Genomic DNA, 20,355 nt, shown 5'->3' with positions numbered 1-20,355 from the left:
AAACAATGAGCAAACCGCAAAAAACATCCCTGAAAAAAGATCATGCCTGGCGCCAGAAGAGTATTGTCGAATATGCCTTCCTGGTCAAGAACATCGCTGCCAGGTTTGCCATGCGTCTGCCCACCAGCGTGATGTTTGACGAACTCATATCGGCAGGCTCCCTCGGACTGATCGATGCGGTGGATAAATTTGATCCTTCCCGGCATGTGAGTCTTAAGACCTATGCAAAGTACAGGATTAAGGGAGCGATTCTGGACGAACTCAGGAGCATGGATACATACTCCCGTTCCATGAGAAAAAAGATCCAGGATATCACCAAGGCGGTCAAGCAGATTGAAGACGAGAAAAGGGGGCCTGCAACGGACCTGGAAGTGGCCCATGCCCTGGACGTGGATCTGGAAACCTACCAGAACATGCTGACGGATATCCACGGGGCAGCAGTTTTAAGTCTGGATGAATTCATTAAAACCAAAAAGAACGATACCTTTTCCCAGACCCGGTTTCAGTCCGGGATCAAGGGAGAAGGGGATCCTGCCGATGATTTTGATAGGAAAGAGCTGAAACAGGTATTGGCGGAAACCATAAAAACCCTGACCGAAAAAGAGCAGATGGTGGTCTCTCTTTATTATTATGATGAACTGACCCTAAAAGAGATCGGAGACATTCTTTCTTTGACCGAATCCCGCATATGTCAGATTCATACGGGAATACTGGTTAAGCTGAAGGCAAGGCTTCAGGGATATGGAACGTAAACCCCGGCGTGTCAGAACCGGGATAAAGAGGTGAGGTTGGCCATGTCAGATGAAAATTTTGAAGAAGAAAGTCTGATCTCCCAGGATGATATAGATAAACTCCTGGACGCATCCTCCATTGAAGAGGCGGAAGAAAATCTTAAACAGGAGCCTGAACCTGTCGAGGATGAGCTGGGTGAATTGTCCCAGGATGATATCGACAGCCTTATGAGCGGAGGCGTTTCAGATACGGCCGATGAAGAGGCGTCTTCTGAGGCGGATGGGGAAGACCCCGGAGATGAGCCGGGTGAGCTGTCCCAGGAAGATATCGACCGGATGATGAATGCCGGTACCGCCCAGAATGAGCCGGAACCGGATGAATCCGATGACACGGCAGGGGATGGCGGTGAGTTGTCCCAGGAAGACATCGACCGGATGATGAATGCCGATTCTTCTGAAAGTGAAGATGAGGATGAAGAGATGGAGCTGATCTCCCAGGAAGATATCCAGCGCCTGATGAACTCTTCAACCGAGGATTCGGATTCCGATTCGGAATCCGAGCCTGAAGATTCCCAGGATCCCGAGGATGAGGCCGATGATCTGGAGCTGATCTCCCAGGAAGATATCAATGATTTGATGACAGATAATGCAGGGGCAGACTCCGATCCCGTCGATTCCCAAGAAGAATCCGGGATTGAGATGGTTGATATTGAGGATGATTTCATCATTGAGGAATCAGAAGCCGTGGATGTGGCAGCGGCTCTGATTGCCCAGGAAACCATTGACGAGTTGATCCGAAAGGGACCTGAGCCGGATCCGGAAGAAGAACCCGAAGAAGAACCGGTTGCCCTTGGAGCGGAAGCTGAACCATCGGAAACCGTGGTTCTGGATGATGAGCCGGAACCGGATTCCATTGAACCTGAACCGGCCCCTGCAGAGGAGACAGAAGAATTATCGGAAATCGGCCGGACTGACGTAGAAGAACCCGGGCTTGACGAACAGGACTTGAATGAGGTCACCCAGGAAGATATTGACAGTCTGCTCCAGGGAAGCGATGAGGATGACGATTTTCTTGAAGATGAAGAGGATATTTTAATTTCCCAGGATGATATAGACACCCTGCTCATGGCTGCAGATCAGGAAGATGAGGATGTTCTGGGTGATTTGCTGGACGACGGGGAGACCCTGGATGAGTTTGACACCGAAGATATTCTGGACGGCGAAGAAGAAGACAATGATCAGGTGGTGTTGGAAGGGACCGAGGAGATTACAAGGGAGAGTGAAGAAGAACCCGAAAATACAAAGAGTCCGTGGTTTAAATCCAGACTGGTCATTGCCGGAGTTTCCGCGCTCCTGGTTCTGGGAATATCAGTCCCCACGGCCTATTTTCTCTTCTTTACCAAAGGACCGGCCCAGGTTCCGAACAAGCAGCCGGTTCCTGTTGCCGTATATGATCCGGTCAAGGAGCCGGAAGTCGCCAGTGTGACCATCGATGTGAATCAACTTTCTGTCATTAAAAAATCCGGTTCCATCGTATTGACGGATTTTCTCATTCTGACCTCGGGGAATTCCAGCGGGATGGCCTACGTCCAGGCAGACATCTCCATTGATTATTCCGATCAGAGGGCTTATCATGAGATAAATGATAATATGCCCTTTTACAGGGACCTTATCTTCGAATCGATTCAAAAGAACCTTGTCACGGAAAAGGAGAACAAGGTAACAAAGTCGGATCTTATCTGGGAGGTGGAAAACACCCTGAAAAAAGTGCTGCCCCCCCAGTATATTGACAGGGTCAGCTTTAAAACCTTCAAAACAAGCTAGGAGGTGCACCATGACCACGATCCCGGGACACAACCAGGTCCTGCAAAATTCAGGTGTCGCCCAGGAGGCCAGTCAGCAGGCCCATTCTCCAAAGCCTTCACCCGAACAGGCTGCCGGGGTCCAGCAAACCCAGGAAGTCATCCAGAACTCTACGGTCCAGGGATCTGAAGAGGCGGAAAAGTTGAAAAAAGAGAAAAAAGAACAAAGGCGAAAAGCCCGGCAAAAGAAAAAGAACGCCGCCCGGGAAGAGGACCTTGCCCTGGACCCCGATGCCCCGGGCAGACTCCTGGACACCATCATATGACACAGGTATTTTCCCTTGAATTTCTGGTCACGGCTTTATTCATCCTCAATGCCTTTCTGGTACTTCTTCTCTTCGTGATCATCCGGAGGGTAAGCCGGATTTATGCGGGTGCCCGGGAAATACAGGAATCATCTGAACAAGGTTCCGAAGACATCCAGACCGTTTCAGGATCTGCACGGGAAGTCCTGGATCTTCTGACCCCACTGGTCAGGGAGTCCAAGGACGCAGCTATCAGTTTTGAAGAGCAGATCAGGGAAAAAAGGGCATTGTCAAAAAAATTAAACAAAGCCCTGGATTCAAGAATTATCAGCATCAATCTGCTATTGTCCAGGGCAGAGTCCCTCCAGAAAAGATTCGAAAAACAGCAGAAAGAAATACTTGACCAGGCCTCATTTCAAAGAGTCAATACCGGTTTTCATCTTAATCCGGCGGATCCGCTTCCGGCAGGGGCCAATGTCCTGGACCAGCAGAACAAGATCATCGATCTCTACTATCAGAAAAAGGATATTGATACCATTGCACAGACTCTTTCCATCCCCAGAGGCGAGGTACAGCTCGTGGTTGATCTCAAGGAAAAGTTCCTGGCAATGGAGCAGGATAATTGATTTTAGGAATCCATATTTCGAAATCTGAAATGGTGGTCCAAAGACAGGGCAGCCACTCCCTTTCCCTTCCTGAGTTAAAAGAGAATCAGATTCTGACCGCAAAGGTGGTGGCAAGGCTCGGTCCCGATCAAGCCAAGCTTCTTGTCAAGGGGCAGGAACTGGTGGTGAAAACCCATCTTCCGCTCACTCCGGGGGAGGAGATCCGGTTGAATGTGGTAAAGACAAAGGGGGCCGTGGTTCTTAAACTGGCGGAGCCGGGAGATGAAGCAGGAAAAGTCATTTCCGGAACCCGTGGTTCGAAATCCGAAATGGTAGTCCAAAGACAGGGCAGCCACTCCCTTTCCCTTCCTGAGTTTAAAGAGAATCAAAATCTGACCGCAAAGGTAATGGCAAGGCTTGGCCCCGGCCATGCCAGACTCCTTGTCAAGGGGCAGGAGCTGGTAGTAAAAACTCATCTTCCGCTCATTCCGGGGGAGGAGATCCGGTTGAATGTGGCCGAGGCAAAAGATTCCGTGGTTCTTAAACTGCTAGGATCGGGAAAGCCGGAGACTGCCGCCACCCGGGCTCCCCTGCTGAAATTTTTTTCAAACAGGACCCGGTTCAGTGAAATGTTCAAGGGAGGCCCATCCTCCCTTTCTTCGGTTATAGAAGAGATGGCGCTGAAATCAGGCAAAAGGGATGAGGGATTTCTTCCCAGGCTCATGACAACCGGGGGAATGCTCTGGGAGAAAAAGCTGACCACTTTTTTCAAAACCCTGGGAACGGATCATTTAAACCGGAATTTTGAAAACCTTTTGAACCAGGATGCCAAGGGCATGGCATTGAAGCTGTCCGGTTTCGGGGGAACGGATCCGGCCGGGACCACGGGACCGGGGACAAGGTTTCTGGAAACCATTGAAAATATGCAGATTCTGAACACACAGACCAGTGAATCCGGCCGGTATCTTCTGCCGTTTCCAGTGATGGAGCCGTCAGGATTTAACTTTGGCCAGATCCTGTTTGACCTGGGCGGGGAAAAAGAAGAAAGAGCCGGGGGGGAGAAGAAGAATATCAAGGTTTCGTTTCTGCTGGACATGACGAATCTGGGCCCGGTCCGGGCTGATTTTTCCATTCTGAACAAGGCCATTACCGGTCGGTTCCTGCTGGAGAACGATGATATCCGTTCCTTTGTACAGTCCATGATCCCGGAGCTGAAAACCAGGCTGGAAAAAATTGGGTATCATCTGGTAAAGATGGAATGTGAAATTGCTGCCTTGGACGAGATAGAACCCAGGGTCTTCATGGAATCCATGTTACGGCAGGGGTCAGACCAGGTGGTCAACATCGTCATTTAACCGGAAAGACAAACCATGGCCAAAAAACCGATTAAAAAAGCCGTTGCCCTGACCTATGACAAGCAAAAACATGATGCCCCCAAGGTTACTGCCAAGGGCAAGGGAAGGGTTGCGGAAAAGATCATTGAAATCGCCCAAAAGCACGATATCCCCATCAAGGATGACCCCGATCTTATCGAGGTGCTGTCCAACCTGGACATTGACGAAGAAATTCCCTCTGAAATCTATGCGGCCGTGGCCGAACTCCTGGCCTTTGTCTATTCAATGAACAAAGCCAAAGCGCCTTCATGATCTCAGGTAATTCGCCGATCTCCAAGATTTCCTGTGGGGTTCCATCGCGGTTCTCAAAATGAGATTCCGGTTCATGCCGGGAGGAGCAACGATTTTGCGCTCATTCTCGAAAATCATCCATGATTTTCTCCGAGGAGGGATCCCTTCTCCAGCGGCGTCCTGCCGCCCGAAGGAATCCAATCCGCGAAAACCTCTGCTCCTCCCTTAGTCTGGGCACAGTCCAGATGTAATGTAGAAATAGAGTAACATATTTTTGAGAACCGCTATATGATTAGTTTTGATGGATCAGGTCGCCTTTTGTACCCCAAAATAAAGACTATGCTTTTCTTTGATTGACCAGACCTTCCCGTGCAAAAAGATGGAAATAGATATCAGAGATGTACACGATTCCGATGGGTTCGTTATTTCCTAAAACCGGCAGCCTGTGATATTTGTTTTTTACCATTCGGTCAAGGATGATCATCAGATGTTCATCCGGCAGAGCTCCCACAATTTCGGAACTCATGATATCCCGGACCTGTTTTTTGATCAATTCCTTTTTGCATTGCTGGATCAGACCCATCCAGGAAATATCCCTCCCATCCACACCATAATTCAGAAATCCCGGCCTTAAATTATAGAGAATATCAAACATGGTGACAATGCCGACAAAATGATTCAGTTCATTGATAACCATCAGACTCGTGGTTTTATCCCCGGTATTCCTGATTTTACCTGAAAAAATCATCTTTATCGCTGTTTCAACAGGGGCGTTGTAATTGATCGTATCAAAATCCGAAACCATGATGTCTTTTGCAAATACCTCAGTACCCATTATTCAATCCTCTTTTGTTTAATCCAGTCATCTGACGGTCCTACCAGTTCCTATAATGAGATTATCCTGTTTTTTTTTAGTTGACAAGAAAATCAGGGATTGGAAGTTAAATATTTTTTAAAAAGGGAGAAAACCCACCGAAAAGGATGGGCAGGTTTCCCTGTCTGACCCTTCCGGAATTCTGAAGTCTGGAACCGGAATTCAAATATGATCAAGCCCGTAATCCCCTTACAGATCAGATAAAAATGAATTTCATGGGAACAGGGGGAAATTTTTTCTCCCTGCCGTCAATTTACATCCCCGGGGATCGTTGGATTTTTGGCGCCCTCCCTTTCGGTTAGATAATGGAAAGGAACAAACCCGGGCAGGAGATGATTTGTTGAAGTGGGCTAAGTCTCTTGTTTTTAAGTGTTTTCCATTGTTTTTGTAGGGGCAGCCATTTCCGGGTCGTTTTCCCGGAGCAATCTTTGTCGGCCATGCTCGGTTCTGGCATTCATATTGCATTTCTTTGGTGTGAATTCTTATTTGCTGTGAAGGAAGCGATAAGGCATACCCATGAGGGAGGAACAATGATTCTTGAAATGACCCGGCCGGTTCAGGGCGGATTGAGGCAGGAGAGGAAGCTGGAAGCCGTTTCCAACAACCTGGCCAATGTGGACACCTCCGGCTATAAAAAAGACGTGATCAGTTTTGATAAAAAATTCAAGGCCGAGATGAACAAGGACTATTCCCAGGGGGATGTCACGGAAACGGGCAATCCCCTTGACCTGGCCCTGGGGGGGGCCGGGTTTTTCAAAATCGAAACAGACCAGGGCATTCAATATACCCGGAACGGGACCTTTACCCTGGACAGCATAGGGACCCTGGTGGATGGAAACGGGAACCCGGTTCTGGGGCAGGGCGGGGCCATTGTCATCGACCTGGTCCAGGGTCAGGAACCCTATATCAATGAGGCGGGCGAGATCCTGGTTGACGGGGAGATCGTGGATACCCTGGATATCGTGACCTTTGCGGATCTGAAAAAGCTGGAAAAAAAGGCCCAGAATCTTTTTGAGTACATGGGAGAAACCACGGATGAGATTCTTCCGGAGATCGTTTCCGTCAAACAGCGGGCCCTTGAAACGTCCAATGTCCAGGTGGTGGATGAAATGGTGAAGATGATTGATTTTCACAGAATGTTTGAGACCTTTACAAAATCGATGCTGACCTTTGATGAGATCGACAGCAAGGCCGTCAGCGAAGTTGGAAGACCCAGGTAAGGAAGAGAGGATAAGCTTATGATGCGATCACTTTATTCTGCGGCCACGGGCATGAGTGCCCAACAGACGCAGACCGATGTAACGGCCAACAATTTGGCCAATTCAAGCACCACGGGTTTTAAAAGATCCAGGGCCAATTTTGAAGATCTCATGTACCGGACCCTTTTGATTGCAGGCCAGACCACTCCCGGGGGCGGGCAGGTGCCCACGGGCATCCAGATCGGCATGGGAGTAAAACCCGCCGGGGTCCAGAAGATATTCACCCAGGGGGATTATGTGGAAACCGGGAACCAACTGGATTTCGCCATCCAGGGGGGTGGGTTTTTCAGGGTGACCCACGGGGATGAAGACCTGTATACCCGGGCAGGGGACTTTACCCTGGACAGTGAGGGGTTCATCACCACACCGACCGGAGATCGGCTTCAGCCTGAAATAGCCATTCCCGTCGAGGCAACCACCATCTCCCTCCAGGATGACGGTACCCTGACTGTGTTCAGTGCGGACGAGGAGATCCTGGCCACGGAAAACATATTGGTGACCACATTCATTAACCCGGCCGGCCTTTTTGCTGTGGGTAACAATCTGTTCCGGCCCACGGAAGGCTCAGGTGATGCCGTGGAATTGACTCCCGGGGAAGAGGGGGCCGGTACCACGGTGAACAACTATCTGGAATTATCCAATGTCAGCGTGGTGGAGGAAATGGTCTCCTTGATCGTCAGCCAGAGGGCCTATGAGGCCAACTCCAAGTCCATCCAGACCGCCGACAGCATGTTGAGTACGGCCAACGGGTTGAAACGGTAGTTTTTCATGAAACGAATCCGACCATACGGATATTTTTTAAAGCTTGTTTTTCTGTTTTTCGGACTGACAATCCTGGGAACTTCTTTTTCGGCATATTCGGCGGATGAATCTTCCGGGCAGATCAGGATTCATGTCCGGAAGAACAGTCTGGTGAAAGGAGAGGCCATTCTCCTGGGAGAGGTGGCTGACATTGAGGCCGGAAGTTTTTTGGAAGGGGCCTTGAAAGGCATCAGCCTGGGGGATGCTCCCAAACCCGGTAGAATGAAATCCTATGAAAAAAGGCGAATTTTTTCAATGATTCAGTCCAGGAATCTGATCCATGAAGATATGAATATCCTCTGTCCGGAGCGGGTTTATATCAAAAGGGAGAGCCAGTCCATCGGCCGGGATCTGGTAAAAGAACGGGTTGAAAACTATCTGTCCGACCGGTTCGGGAACCGGAATCTGGAAATTGAGAAGATAAAGATCAGGGGGCTTGCCCCCTATCCCTGCGGAGAGATAGAACTCGTGGTTTCCGCCGATGACCCCGTTGACAGGCACGGCAGGCTTTCCCTGTCATTGGATGTCATGGTGGACGGCAGACAGCAGGACCGGCTTCGGGTCACCGGAATTGTGTCTGAATATGAAAGAATTGTCTGCGCATCCAGAAATCTGGAAAAGGGGAGTATCCTTTCCAGCGGGGACCTGTCCCTGGAGAGGATCAATCTTTTTAATATAAGAGGCAATGCCCTGAGATCTCCCGGTAATGTGGTGGGGAAAAAATTGAAAACCTCAATCCAGAAGGGCACTCCCGTTGATTCGTCGGATCTCAGGAAAACGCCTCTGGTGGAAAAAGGGGATATCGTGACCCTTGTGGCCCAAAAAGACAATTTGTGCATCATGACAACCGGAGTGACCCAGGAGGACGGGTATGCAGACGAACTGGTCCTTGTGGAGAACGTCACCTCCGGAAAAACGATCCGGGGATTTGTCAGGAATGACTCAACCGTTGAGGTTGTGTACTAGAAGAGGTGGACATGGATCTTAAAAAAAAATATTTAATGGGACTGCTCATGCCGGCGATGATGCTCATCTCCGGATGTATCCTGGGATCCGATACCGACCAGGCTCCTTTGGTTCTTCCCCCCGGCGGAAGCGCAGAACCTGCCCTTCTGCCGGACTATGGAGTTGATCATCCTTCCGAGGGCTCCCTGTGGAGCGGGACAAAGCCCTCCATGTTTGAGGATACAAAGGCCAATTATGTGGGGGATACGGTGATCGTGGACATTGTTGAAAATTCCAGCTCCCAGATGGATGTGAATACCGAGTCCAGCAGAAAGACGGCCATGGGCATCGGGGTTCCCACCCTGAATTTTCTCGGGAAGACCACCAACCTGGGAGGGCGCGGGACCGACAACCTGGTCAGTACGGATTTCTCCAATACATTTGAAGGAGAGGGAAAGAGTGACAGGAGCGGCCAGGTCACGGCGTCCATTGCTGCCCGGGTAATCGAAGTCCTGCCCAACGGCAATTTGAGTATATTCGGCCGGCGGGCCATGAAGGTGGATCACGAGGTCCAGTATATCGTGGTTTCCGGGGTTGTCCGTCCCCAGGATATCTCGAACACCAATCGGGTGGAGTCTACCTTTCTTGCCGATTCCCGCATCGAATATTACGGCAAGGGGGCTCTGGCCGACAAGCAGACCCCGGGCTGGGGAAGCCGGTTGATCGATAATCTCTGGCCATGGTAGATTGGGCTGAAGGGTAAAGACTAAAGGCTGAAGGATAAAGGATCAAGGATGAAGGATGAATACGGCATAAGACGGACAGGGTTTATAATTTTTTGGGTGTACATGGTGCTGCTGTTCTGTGTTCAGGGGGCGTCGGCCGCCCGGATCAAGGACCTGGCCGCCATTAAGGGGATCCGGTCCAACCAGCTTTCCGGATACGGACTTGTGGTGGGGCTGAACGGTACCGGGGATAAGGACAAGGTCAGTTTTACCCGCCAGGCCCTGGCCAATATGATGGAAAAGATGAATATCTATGTTGACCAGTCCGCGCTCAAGGTAAAGAATGTGGCTGCGGCCATGGTTACGGCCAGCATCCCTCCCTTTGCCAGAATCGGGGATAATATCGATATCACCGTATCTTCCCTGGGAGACGCCAAAAGCCTGAAAGGGGGAATCCTGCTGCTGACTCCCCTCAAAGGAGTGGACGGCCAGGTTTATGCCCTTGCCCAGGGCCCGGTCACTCTGGCTATTCCGGCAGGAACCGGAGACCGGGACAGTCATCTCCTGGTGGCCAGGGGCATCAACGGAGCCTCGATTGAACGGGAGATTCCTTTCAAGCTGGACGGCAAGAAAAACCTCGTGCTTTCCCTGTTCCGGCCGGATTTTACAACGGCCCGCCGGATGTCCGATACCATTAATTCGGCCCTGGGACAGGATATCGCCAAGACCGTTGATGCCAGCGCCATTCACCTCAAGGTCCCTGAAACCATGTGGAAGAAAAACGTGGCTGAATTCATCGCCGATATTGAGAGACTGTCCGTGATCCCGGACACCATTGCCAAGGTGGTGATCAATGAAAAAACCGGTACCGTGGTCATCGGCAGCGATGTTACCATTTCCAGTGTGGCCATTGCCCACGGGGACCTTGCCGTGACCATTAACCAGGAAGACGGAACCGAGAAAAAAGAAAAGGTCATGAATCTTCCGGGGACATCCACCATCGGTGAGCTTGTCAGGGGCTTGAACTCCCTTGGTGTGGAGCCCAGGGATCTGATCAGTATTCTTCAGAGCATTAAGGCGGCCGGGGCACTGCAGGCCGAAATCGAGATTATATAATGTATGAACGAAACTTTGCCCATCTGCGGCGTTGCTTCAAAATTTTGAAATCCTCACGTACCACAGTACGCTCCGGTTTCAAAATTTCTTGCGTCTTGCATCTGGGCAAACTTTCGTCCATACGTGGGGGGGGAGATGACCGGAAAGATTGATTTGGTTCGGCAGAATCTGTTTTCTTCGGATGCTGAGGCCATACAGGGGAAAAAACTTGATCCCAAAGAGGATCAGGAGCTGAAAGAGGCCTGCGAGGGGTTTGAGGCCATTTTCCTGAAGAAAATCATGGAATCCATGCGGGATACCCTTGAGGGGGATGCCCTGTTCGGCGAATCCAATTCTTCATCCATTTATACTTCCATGTACGATCAATACCTCACCGACGAGTTGTCCAAGGCCAATCAGACCACCGGCCTGAAGAACTTTCTTTACAACCAGCTTAAAAACACAATATAGGCTTTCTTCTTCTTTCCAGTCTTAAGTTTTTTCCATGGCATATTAGTTGCTATCTATAGCTAAATAAGGGCGTTGGAATCGGAATAGGGGAAAAAATTTCCCCATTGATCGGATGTAAGAACCGGTCTGAGTTCCGATTGAAACCATATTTGGGTTAGGAGGCAGGACATGGAAAAAATTGCCGGGACAATTTCAGACCTTTTTGAGGAGGAACTGGGGTTATATCAAACCTTACAGAGCGTAATCGAGCAGGAAAAAGCCTATGTTATCGATATGGATATCGACGGGTTGTGGGCATCTGTTGACCGGAAAAGGGAATTGCTGGAGGCCATTGAGAAGATCCGGGAGAGAATTCGGTCCTTGTCACCGGATACCGGCGGCGGAAAAGGTCTTTCCACGTCTAAAATAGTGAAGAATCTTCCCCTGAAAATAGCGGAAAAGTCCAGACTCAAAACCCTGGGCCTTGCCGTTGATACCTGTAAAAAAGAGATCACCCGCCTGGCCAGGGAAAATAAAAAGTATATTACGGAGTATCTGTCCGTGATTGACGGTATTTTTTCAACTGTGGTGAACCTGAAAAACAAGGATCAATACGGGAACCAAGGCACCATTTCAAGGCCCAAAGATCAGCCCCCGCTTATCCAAACAAAGGTGTAGCCATGTCAGGATTATCCTCTACCCTCAGCATCGCCAAAACAGCTCTGGCCGCCCAGCAGTACGGGTTGAATATTACCGGACAGAACATCGCCAACGTCAACAACCCCAATTATTCGGTCCAGAATGCAGACCACATCAGCCGGACACCTTCACAATATGCCGGATTCCTCTTCGGTACCGGGGTCGACATGAACCAGGTCGAGCAGAGTGTGGATAAGCTGCTGGAAGAGCGGTTGACCAAGGAGATGTCCACCCAGACTTCTTTGGAAGAACAGGAGTCTTATATGCGGGTTCTGGAGGGTTTTTTTGATGAAAACTCCCAAACCAGCCTGACCACCGTCTTAACGGAATTCTGGAATTCCTGGCATAAGCTTTCAAACAATGCCAAAGGATCTTCCGAGCGGGTGACGATTTTTGAAAGCGGTGCCAAGCTTGCCTCCCGGTTTGAATCCACGGTTCTGGACATGGATGACCTGTTGACAGATATCAACGCCGATATCAATTCCTCTGTGGGACAGGTTAATGCCCTTATCAAAAAGATCGCCGACCTGAACGGGGAAGTGGTTTCCGCGGAAGCCTTCCGCACGGCCAATGACCAGAGAGACCAGAGAAACGCCCTGGTGGATGAGCTGGGGAAATTGATTGATATTGATATCATCGAGCAGGGCAACGGATCATTGATCATCAACGGGGCCAATGGATTTCCCCTGGTCAACGGGGTGGATACCTATGAACTGGGAATGTCCGGAGAAGATGTTATCTGGCTGGGCTCCTCGGGCACGGGCCAGGCTATCACGGATAAGATAAGCAGCGGCCGGATCGGCGGACTTCTTGTGATGAGGGACGAGGTGATTCCAAAGTACCAGGCAGAGGTAAACGAACTGGCCCGGGAGATGATCTGGGCCATCAACTATCAGCACTCCCGGGGAGCCGGCCTGGAGTACTTCGGTGAACCGATGACAGGAACCTATTCCACCAATGAGAGCGGATGGCTGACCAGTTTTGAGTTCGGGGACAAGATCGATTTTACCCAGGACTTTACCATGTGGACCGAGGACCGGACAGACGCGGAAACCGCATACCGAAAAATCATGATGGACATGGGCATCTCCCAGGCAAATATCACCAATTGGCAGGGAACCGCCCCGGGAGCGGTACAGTCCAAATACAAATTGACCGTGGTGGATGAGGCGGTTCTGGGAGACATGGAGGTGGCAGAGTCTGACGGGGACGGACTTGCCACGGTATGGGGATCGACATCGGGTGTGGCAACCACCCTTGACCGGGCCATTGCCGACCAGACCCTGATGATTTACAACGGCCCGGACGGCACCAGCAAGATTGAGGTAAAAGATGCGGGCGGAGATGCCCGGAGGTCAGCGGCATCTGTTGCTGAAGAGCTAAACAAGATAGAGGGGGTCAGCGCCTATGCATCTGAGACCTCTGCAACCTTTCAACTGGTGGATAACGGTGGGATTCAGGACGGGGATGAGGTTAAGTATTCACTGTATGTGGACGGTATCATTCAAAACCAGAGTTTTATCCGTGATTCTTCCGCCGGTACTCTAAACGAGCAGTTTGAAGATTCCCTGATCGCCGGTGTGGAATCCGTTAACCTGATCAATGAGGACGACGACCTTTACCTTGACGGGTTTACCCTGCATTCCAGCGCCGGCAGGACGTTGGGAATTCAGGATTTTGAAGTCCAGGACAATACCGGCATCCGCCTGGACGGGTTTAGTAATTTTGATTCCGGGGATACGGTCACCTTTACGGTGGATTCAAGCCTGGCAGGGAGCGGTACCGCTGCCGCCAGCACAACCCAGGTCGAAATCGACCTGAGCGGTGTGGACGTGACTGACCAGGAAACCATGGTCCAGGCTTTTTATGACGCCCTGTCCACAACCCTGGAACCGAGTACTTTCACAGTTGAACGGGATACCTCCTCCAATTCGATTCTCCTGAGGACCCTGGACGGTTCCGGCATCCGTTTGAGAAGCGGTTCCGGAGACACCGGAGATGACGCCATAGTCAATGTCACAGCTCTGGGTGGCAGCACTACCACCTCGGCCGCGGCAAACACCGAACTGCGGTTCAACAATGTGGTGGATGCCTCGGACACGGTCCGGTACGACGGCATTGCTTTATCCGTAGACAATATGAATTTTTCCGGCAACGGAACCGGAGTGACCATTGAGGAGAGTACGGCTGCTGCCGGGTTGAAAAGCTCCGTGATCACAGGTACGGTAACCACGGTGGTGGAAGCGGGAATGATCATTCAGTCCAATGTTTCCGGTGCCGGTTCCGGCGGGCTTTTCAGCACAAACAAGGCCATCCTGGGCAGTTCCATTCTGACCCTGGGCGGGGAAGGGGGATTTTCCGGATTCTCCTCTGCCGGCGGAGAAACCATTTCTTTTGACCTGGACGGGGCCAATATCTCATTTGACACCACGGCCGGTGCAGGCACCTCGGATCTTCAGCTCGCAGCTTTACTGGAAGCTGAAATCACCGCCGACCTGATCACCGCCGGTATTGATGCCAACTATAACGTGGTCCGAACGGGCAGTTCCGTGTCCGTCATCAAGAATACGGGCTTGGATGACCCCATTAAGATCGAAAATTTTTCAGATTCCGGGGGAAACAACGCCAAGCTGAATATCAGGACGGGAACAGGTACCGGGAGCAACCAGCCGGAAAACGATACCCTGGATGCAGATCCCACAAAGACCTACAGAAACTCCACCACCTCCTCCCTGTACGATGATGAGGGAATCATCATGTGGGAACGGCTGGACAGCAACGGGGTCAGGACCGGCGTTTCCGGCCTGATCAAGATTGAAGATGAGGGCCAGGCCTCCATTGTCGAAAACGGGGTGACCATGCTGACCTTTGATATCGGCAAGGGAAGCCTGGTCGCCGGAAACACCCTGACCCTGAATACGGATACATCCGGTGTCCCCGATCCCCTGGATTTCAGAATTACGGGCCAGGCCAACAGCATTAACGAGCTTTACCAGTTCAAGGTGATCTCGGGGGGAAAGGTCGGGACAGTGCCGGAGGAAGGGGACGAGCCCCTGGTCATCCAATGGTCCAATAGTGTAACGACAGGCACCTTTACCATTGAGGGGCATGATCCTCCCTATACCCCCCTGGCACCGGTGGAAGTGGAGGTGGATGGCATGAGCCTGAACTTTTATGACGGGACCCTGTTCGACGGAGATGTGTTCACCATTACCACCGATGACACTGGGGTTCCTATTTCCCAGAACGAGGCCGGCGAGCCCACGGGGGAGACCATGGCCGACTGGCACTGGACCCTGGACTCCTTTGCGGAGCAGTTCAATCGAGTCGGCGGGGGCATGAAAGCCTCGGTCACCCAGGACAACCATCTGAAATTTGAAGCATCGGAAAATTATTATACGGTTCAGAATATGGAATATTCGGGAACGGAAGGGTTTTCCGAGGATAATGTCACCGTGACCGTCACGGACTGGAGTGCCATTGATTTTGCGGCATCGGATTTAAGGTTTGAACGGTCCGGTTCCGGAGTCTGGGGTGTCTTGAAAGACCCCACCGGAGGAGTGCTCCAGATCATACCGGAAGGAGGGGATGATGACGGGTTTGCCATTGACTTTAACGGAGACGGACTGGCAGATATGCGCATCGATTTTGAAGAGGCGGTTACCGGCAACGGTTATGTGGAATTTGATTTGAATCAGCGCAATACCTCGGATATCGGGTATGCTTTTTCAGATGATGCCTCTTCCTGTTCAGGCCTGGCCGCGGCCGCCGGGATCAATACCTTTTTTACAGGGATCGACGCCATCTCCATGGGCATCAATGAGATACTGGCAGATACCAAATTTGTGGCAGCGGCCTCAATCGACAGCAGCACCGGAGAGATCAGCAAGGGGGATAATGCCAATGCATTGGGTATCGCAGATGTCCAGTTCCAGGACAAGACCATGAAAATATGGAGTTACACCCGGGGCCGGGAGGCCCAGTCAAATACCACGACAGCCTCCCTGGACAACTATTTCAACACCATTATCAGCTCCCTGGGGATCGAGTCCAGGAGTATCAAAAACGCAAAATCATTTGCCGATACCATGGTCAACAACATAACCGAGCAAAGGGATTCCGTGTCTGCGGTTTCCCTGGACGAAGAGATGATCAAGCTCATCAGATACCAGCATGCGTTTTCCGCAGCTTCCAAATTGCTCACCGTATCCGATGAGATGCTGAACACATTGATTAGCATGAGGTAAGAGGAGAAGACAAGATGAGGGTGCCCAATATCAACACCTATTACACCGCCACCTACCGGCTCGGCAATTTGACCGAAAGTCTCAAGAATGCCAACGAGGTGGTCAGTACCCAGAAGCAGATCAACGAGATCTCTGATGATCCCCTGGGTCTCAGCCAGGTCTTGTCCCTGAAAAATTCCATCGGCAACCTGGAGCAGATCGAAAAGAACGTGATCATGGGAAAATCCTGGCTAAAGAGCGGGGAGAATGCCCTGACCAGTCTCAATAACCTGATTCTGGAAGCCAAGTCAGAAGCCATCCGCCTGGCCAATGATTCAGTGACAGATGATGAACGAAAAGACGCAGTCGAGCGGATCGACAGCATCGTCGAGCAGATCGTCTCCCTGGCCAACACCCAGGTGAACGGCAACTATATATTTGGGGGAACCGAGACCAATACCATTCCCTTTGAATATGATACCGCAAGTGATCCGGATCGGGTGATCTATCTGGGCAACAACACCCCCTTTGAAATCCGGACGGACAAGAACTCCCAGGTCCAGGTGGGCCGGGACGGACAGGAAACCTTCTGGGATGATGCGGTGGAAATCAACGCGACCAACAATACCATTGTCTTTACCGAGGATAACGGGCACGGGTCCGCTTCTGAAAAGGTCCTGACCGCAGTCATCCCTGACGGGTTGTACACCAGGGAAGCGCTTGGCATTGCCGTGAGAAATGCACTCAACAAGGCTTCGGCAGAAGAGGGGTACGGCGCCACTTATATGGTGGAGTACGATATGGATACCCAGAGGTACTCCATCCGGGAGGACGGGTCATACGGGTCCTACCTGAGGACCGAGTTCCAGTGGGAAACAGGGGGAGAGGCCTATATCAACTACATCCAGACCAGCGACACCATTGATCCCGATGATGTATCCATTAGTGTCGACATCGATGTGCTGACCATCGGCACCCCCGAACCTGCGGGAACAGAGCCGTTTACCCTGGTCTGGCAGGGAGATGATACCTGGAAGATCGTGAACAATCCCGGATATACCATCACGCCGGAAATCATCAGCGGAACTGCCGATTCAATTGAAATTGACCTGGATGAATCCGGGTTCCCGGATATCACCATCAAACTGGACGCACCCGTGGATAATGTGGGGGATTATATCTCCTTTGAGATTATCCCTGCCCAGGGGGACCAGAGCACGGGACACGAAATCGGTTTCAACGCCGACAACGTCATCCAGGCGCCTGCCGTGTCTGATAACCAGGCCGTGTATATTACCGATCTTGTCTTTGTCGACGGGACAAACGACCAGATTTTTTTCACGGAGGTCAACTCTACCGGCGGAACCACCCCCCTTGCCATTGATTTGAATACCACAGGTGCTGACATTACCTATACGGATATGGACGCCCTGGCCAAGGCCATTGAAAACAAGATGGAAGCCGCCAGCACCGCAGGGCCTAATAATGTCGAGTACGACGTGTCCTATGACCCGGTGACGAGCCGGTTTATGATCCAAGAGCAGGGAGGAAAACTGGATGAGTTCCATCTCCAGTGGAGCCTGAGCAATGCGGCGTCCACCCTGGGGTATAATTCAGTGGATGACTCCACGGTTTACCCGTCCAGTGATACGGCCCTGGATCGGACCATTGTCCTTGACACATCAAACAATACCTTCAGTTTTGAGGAGTTTGACCTCCTGGCAACGGCCGGAGTTGCGGTCACAGCCACAATTGCCCCGGGGACCTATAGGAATGCCACAAGTTTTGCCGCTGCCGTGGAGGCAGCCATGGATGCGGCATCCACCAATGCGCCTCCGGCAGATTACTCTGTGACGTATAATGCCGGGACCAACCGTTTCAATATCCAGGATGTTTCCGGCAATATTTCGGATCTCAGCCTGCTCTGGGAAAGCGGGGGGAATGAAAGTGACACCATTGCCAAGTCCCTGGGCTTTAATCCGGATGCGGATTATACCCAGAACCTTTCCTATGACAGCAGCACAAATCCTGTGGTCATGACCATCGATGTCGGCAATAAGTGGATCGAGTTTGCCGAAACCGATGCAGACGGCAATACGGTCACGGCCAGTATTGAAATTCCAGAAGGGGACTACACGGATCTGAACCATGTGGCTCTGGCCATTCAAACCGAGATGACGGAAGCTTCCTTTAACAATGTAGATTACGTGGTGGAGTATGATGCGACAGAACAGGAATTTGTGTTTAAAAAAGGGAGAAGCGCAGATATCAGTTCCTTTAAAATGCTCTGGTACAGCGGAGGATATACCCAGTCCAATGCTGCGGAACAGCTTGGATTTTCCAAGGCCAGTGATGATACGGCAAAATTTTCCATCAGTGATCAGGAGATTGTCAATATCACCATTGACGGGACAAACGACAAGATTGATTTTGTCGAAATTGCCAACGATGATGTTTATCTGACGAGCAGCAATCTGACGGCCAGCATTGCCCAGAAGACCTATACCAGCCACGAGCAGCTGGCCAAGGAGATAGAGAAGGCCATGGAGGCGGAGTCCCTTGCCAAGGGCAACCGGATCGATTATACTGTGGCCTGGGACGATGTGACCCGGAAATTCACTATCAAGGAAAACGGACATGAACTGGAAGAGTTCCGGCTTCAGTGGCACTCCGGGGACAATGGGCCCACATCCCTGGGAGGGACCGGGCAGAGCATTGGAAGCGTTCTTGGCTTTGATTCCCTTGAAGATGATGTGTATACTTCCATGGAAAGCAGCAGGGAGGTGAACTGGGGCATATTCAATACCCTGATTGATCTGAAAGAGTACTTGTCTGAAAATGACAGGGATGGTATTGAAAGAAGTATTGGACGGTTGGAAACCAGCTTTGACAACATGACCTCAAAAATTGTTGACATGGGAATGAAATACAGCCGCCTCCAGGTGAGGGAAACCATTGCAGGCGAGGTCAGCTTAAATCTGACGGAACGCAGATCAAATATAGAGGATGCAGATGCGATTGAGTCGATCATGAACCTTATGAATATCCAAACCGCCTACCAGGCGGCCCTGGCATCCACTACAAAGGTGATGAACATAAGCCTTGTCGATTATTTAACCTAGGAATAGGGATGATATGCTTGTTTTAACCCGGAAAGAAAACGAAAAAATCAAGATCGGAGACGAAGTTGTCGTCAGTGTTCTCAGCGTTGAAGGCAATAGCGTGAAAATTGGCATTGAAGCCCCCAGGGAGATCACCATACTGAGAATGGAAATCTTTGAACAGATACAGAAGGGGAATATTGAATCTGCTGAAAAAGAGTTGGGCGATATCACCCAGGCCGCCGCATTGATCAAGAAAAAATTTTTCAAGGAGTAGAAAAGTTGAAGATAGGTACCAGAAAATTTGGCGAGATTCAAATTGATGAAAATAAGATTCTGTCCATGCCGGAGGGATTGCCGGGATTCCCCGGTTTTGAAAAGTTTGTCATGCTCGAAGATCCGAAAACAGCTCCGTTCTGCTGGTTCCAGTCCGTTGAAGCCCCCAACCTTGCCCTTGTGATCATGGATCCCAAAATTTTCAAACCGGATTACACCATTGACCTGGAAAAGATCATCCAGGACCTTGGGTGGGGGGGAATAAAAAAGAAAGACATCCTTGTTTACGTGGTGGTGAATATCTTAGAGCGGGAAGAAGATAGGCAGATCACGGCAAATCTTATGGGACCCCTGGTCATTAACTCCAAAAATAACCAAGCGGTCCAGGTGGTGATCTCAGAATCCGATTATCCCTGTCAATACGATATTCTGGAGCCGGAAAAATCAGAGTGATTTTTTACGCTTTCTGGTCGAAGATAAGCCCGGTGACCTCTTCCATTTTTTCTTTGATTGCCAGCAGCTCTTCTGCAGGGATCTGCCGGATCAATTCGTCGGTTTCCCTGTCCTTGATTTCCACCACAATCTGATGATTGAGTTCTTCCCGGATCGAAAATCCGATGCTGGTGTGATTGAGCACATCCATGAGTCCATTCATCCCTTCAGCGATATCTTTTGCATCCTGAAAAGATAAACCCCTCTCATTTGGTTTACGGTCTTTTTTTGCCGTATAGTCGGTTTCCGCATCATTTTTGGGTATGGCCGTCTGGGGCAGGGCAGTGTCTGCCATTTTTCCTGCACCACTGACCGGGTTGATGGTCTTGATATCCATTTTACCC

General features: G+C 50.7%; 19 protein-coding genes. 17 read left to right on the top strand and 2 right to left on the bottom strand.

From position 1 onward, the window contains the following. Positions 1-5: 5 nt before the first annotated feature. The 6 genes from F608_RS0105955 to F608_RS0105930 are packed head-to-tail and all read left to right on the top strand — an operon-like array spanning position 6 to position 5,089. The gene (locus tag F608_RS0105955) at positions 6-752 is read left to right on the top strand and encodes a sigma-70 family RNA polymerase sigma factor (RefSeq protein ID WP_022664700.1); all 747 of its coding nucleotides are present in this window, start codon (positions 6-8) and stop codon (positions 750-752) included. 42 nt (positions 753-794) lie between these two features. After that, complete coding sequence (locus F608_RS34460) at positions 795-2,555, top strand: hypothetical protein (protein ID WP_027362517.1); 1,761 nt, start codon at positions 795-797, stop codon at positions 2,553-2,555. A gap of 10 nt (positions 2,556-2,565) precedes the next feature. Continuing rightward, the gene (locus F608_RS0105945) at positions 2,566-2,859 is read left to right on the top strand and encodes a hypothetical protein (RefSeq protein ID WP_022664698.1); all 294 of its coding nucleotides are present in this window, start codon (positions 2,566-2,568) and stop codon (positions 2,857-2,859) included. Further along, the gene (locus F608_RS0105940; protein ID WP_022664697.1) at positions 2,856-3,464 is read left to right on the top strand and encodes a hypothetical protein; all 609 of its coding nucleotides are present in this window, start codon (positions 2,856-2,858) and stop codon (positions 3,462-3,464) included. The genes F608_RS0105945 and F608_RS0105940 overlap by 4 nt, the downstream gene beginning before the upstream one ends. Next, a complete protein-coding gene (gene fliK, locus F608_RS0105935; RefSeq protein WP_022664696.1) occupies positions 3,461-4,798 on the top strand; it encodes a flagellar hook-length control protein FliK in 1,338 nt (445 codons plus the stop codon). The genes F608_RS0105940 and fliK overlap by 4 nt, the downstream gene beginning before the upstream one ends. Positions 4,799-4,813: 15 nt before the next feature. Beyond that, positions 4,814-5,089 (top strand): EscU/YscU/HrcU family type III secretion system export apparatus switch protein, encoded by a 276-nt coding sequence (locus F608_RS0105930; RefSeq protein WP_022664695.1) that lies wholly within the window; start codon positions 4,814-4,816, stop codon positions 5,087-5,089. Between the two features lie 316 nt (positions 5,090-5,405). Here F608_RS0105930 and F608_RS0105925 read toward each other — a convergent pair whose 3' ends face one another. Beyond that, a complete protein-coding gene (locus F608_RS0105925) occupies positions 5,406-5,903 on the bottom strand; it encodes a CBS domain-containing protein (RefSeq protein ID WP_022664694.1) in 498 nt (165 codons plus the stop codon). A 569-nt stretch (positions 5,904-6,472) separates the two neighbouring features. Between F608_RS0105925 and F608_RS0105915 the strand changes: the two genes are divergently transcribed. From F608_RS0105915 to fliW, 11 genes are all read left to right on the top strand, one after another. Then, on the top strand, positions 6,473-7,162 hold the full coding sequence (locus tag F608_RS0105915; RefSeq protein WP_022664692.1) for a flagellar hook-basal body protein: 690 nt from the start codon (positions 6,473-6,475) through the stop codon (positions 7,160-7,162). A gap of 18 nt (positions 7,163-7,180) precedes the next feature. After that, positions 7,181-7,963, top strand: a complete 783-nt coding sequence (gene flgG, locus F608_RS0105910) for a flagellar basal-body rod protein FlgG (protein WP_022664691.1) — start codon at positions 7,181-7,183, stop codon at positions 7,961-7,963. A 6-nt stretch (positions 7,964-7,969) separates the two neighbouring features. Then, positions 7,970-8,968, top strand: coding sequence for a flagellar basal body P-ring formation chaperone FlgA (gene flgA, locus F608_RS0105905; protein WP_022664690.1), 999 nt, complete (start codon positions 7,970-7,972; stop codon positions 8,966-8,968). Between the two features lie 11 nt (positions 8,969-8,979). After that, positions 8,980-9,693, top strand: coding sequence for a flagellar basal body L-ring protein FlgH (locus F608_RS0105900; protein WP_051148503.1), 714 nt, complete (start codon positions 8,980-8,982; stop codon positions 9,691-9,693). A gap of 48 nt (positions 9,694-9,741) precedes the next feature. Then, positions 9,742-10,788 carry a flagellar basal body P-ring protein FlgI gene (locus tag F608_RS0105895; protein WP_022664688.1) on the top strand — a complete coding sequence of 349 codons (1,047 nt, stop codon included), beginning with the start codon at positions 9,742-9,744 and terminating at the stop codon, positions 10,786-10,788. Between the two features lie 135 nt (positions 10,789-10,923). Further along, on the top strand, positions 10,924-11,238 hold the full coding sequence (locus F608_RS0105890) for a rod-binding protein (RefSeq protein WP_022664687.1): 315 nt from the start codon (positions 10,924-10,926) through the stop codon (positions 11,236-11,238). Between the two features lie 168 nt (positions 11,239-11,406). Beyond that, on the top strand, positions 11,407-11,895 hold the full coding sequence (flgN, locus tag F608_RS0105885; protein ID WP_022664686.1) for a flagellar export chaperone FlgN: 489 nt from the start codon (positions 11,407-11,409) through the stop codon (positions 11,893-11,895). 2 nt (positions 11,896-11,897) lie between these two features. Continuing rightward, positions 11,898-16,163 carry a flagellar hook-associated protein FlgK gene (gene flgK, locus F608_RS0105880; RefSeq protein WP_022664685.1) on the top strand — a complete coding sequence of 1,422 codons (4,266 nt, stop codon included), beginning with the start codon at positions 11,898-11,900 and terminating at the stop codon, positions 16,161-16,163. A 14-nt stretch (positions 16,164-16,177) separates the two neighbouring features. Beyond that, positions 16,178-19,264, top strand: coding sequence for a flagellar hook-associated protein FlgL (flgL, locus tag F608_RS0105875; RefSeq protein ID WP_022664684.1), 3,087 nt, complete (start codon positions 16,178-16,180; stop codon positions 19,262-19,264). A gap of 13 nt (positions 19,265-19,277) precedes the next feature. Next, positions 19,278-19,520, top strand: a complete 243-nt coding sequence (csrA, locus tag F608_RS37105) for a carbon storage regulator CsrA (RefSeq protein WP_022664683.1) — start codon at positions 19,278-19,280, stop codon at positions 19,518-19,520. 5 nt (positions 19,521-19,525) lie between these two features. Further along, complete coding sequence (gene fliW / locus F608_RS0105865) at positions 19,526-19,972, top strand: flagellar assembly protein FliW (protein WP_022664682.1); 447 nt, start codon at positions 19,526-19,528, stop codon at positions 19,970-19,972. A 4-nt stretch (positions 19,973-19,976) separates the two neighbouring features. Here the strand turns inward: fliW and F608_RS34455 are convergent, their stop codons facing one another. Then, on the bottom strand, positions 19,977-20,348 hold the full coding sequence (locus F608_RS34455) for a flagellar protein FlaG (protein ID WP_022664681.1): 372 nt from the start codon (positions 20,346-20,348) through the stop codon (positions 19,977-19,979). Positions 20,349-20,355 lie beyond the last annotated feature (7 nt).

The sequence above is a fragment of the Desulfospira joergensenii DSM 10085 genome, assembly GCF_000420085.1.
GTDB classification, from domain to species: domain Bacteria; phylum Desulfobacterota; class Desulfobacteria; order Desulfobacterales; family Desulfobacteraceae; genus Desulfospira; species Desulfospira joergensenii.
This window is presented reverse-complemented; position numbering and strand designations above follow the sequence as displayed.

What these genes read in the sequence shown, in the direction of transcription:
- csrA (WP_022664683.1), top strand. Translation starts at nt 19,278, where the DNA reads ATGCTTGTTTTAACCCGGAAAGAAAACGAAAAAATCAAGATCGGAGAC.
- flgA (WP_022664690.1), top strand. Translation starts at nt 7,970, where the DNA reads ATGAAACGAATCCGACCATACGGATATTTTTTAAAGCTTGTTTTTCTG.
- F608_RS34460 (WP_027362517.1), top strand. Translation starts at nt 795, where the DNA reads ATGTCAGATGAAAATTTTGAAGAAGAAAGTCTGATCTCCCAGGATGAT.
- F608_RS0105900 (WP_051148503.1), top strand. Translation starts at nt 8,980, where the DNA reads ATGGATCTTAAAAAAAAATATTTAATGGGACTGCTCATGCCGGCGATG.
- flgK (WP_022664685.1), top strand. Translation starts at nt 11,898, where the DNA reads ATGTCAGGATTATCCTCTACCCTCAGCATCGCCAAAACAGCTCTGGCC.
- F608_RS0105940 (WP_022664697.1), top strand. Translation starts at nt 2,856, where the DNA reads ATGACACAGGTATTTTCCCTTGAATTTCTGGTCACGGCTTTATTCATC.
- flgG (WP_022664691.1), top strand. Translation starts at nt 7,181, where the DNA reads ATGATGCGATCACTTTATTCTGCGGCCACGGGCATGAGTGCCCAACAG.
- flgN (WP_022664686.1), top strand. Translation starts at nt 11,407, where the DNA reads ATGGAAAAAATTGCCGGGACAATTTCAGACCTTTTTGAGGAGGAACTG.
- F608_RS0105895 (WP_022664688.1), top strand. Translation starts at nt 9,742, where the DNA reads ATGAAGGATGAATACGGCATAAGACGGACAGGGTTTATAATTTTTTGG.
- F608_RS0105890 (WP_022664687.1), top strand. Translation starts at nt 10,924, where the DNA reads ATGACCGGAAAGATTGATTTGGTTCGGCAGAATCTGTTTTCTTCGGAT.
- F608_RS0105955 (WP_022664700.1), top strand. Translation starts at nt 6, where the DNA reads ATGAGCAAACCGCAAAAAACATCCCTGAAAAAAGATCATGCCTGGCGC.
- F608_RS0105930 (WP_022664695.1), top strand. Translation starts at nt 4,814, where the DNA reads ATGGCCAAAAAACCGATTAAAAAAGCCGTTGCCCTGACCTATGACAAG.
- F608_RS34455 (WP_022664681.1), bottom strand. Translation starts at nt 20,348, where the DNA reads ATGGATATCAAGACCATCAACCCGGTCAGTGGTGCAGGAAAAATGGCA.
- F608_RS0105945 (WP_022664698.1), top strand. Translation starts at nt 2,566, where the DNA reads ATGACCACGATCCCGGGACACAACCAGGTCCTGCAAAATTCAGGTGTC.
- F608_RS0105915 (WP_022664692.1), top strand. Translation starts at nt 6,473, where the DNA reads ATGATTCTTGAAATGACCCGGCCGGTTCAGGGCGGATTGAGGCAGGAG.
- F608_RS0105925 (WP_022664694.1), bottom strand. Translation starts at nt 5,903, where the DNA reads ATGGGTACTGAGGTATTTGCAAAAGACATCATGGTTTCGGATTTTGAT.
- flgL (WP_022664684.1), top strand. Translation starts at nt 16,178, where the DNA reads ATGAGGGTGCCCAATATCAACACCTATTACACCGCCACCTACCGGCTC.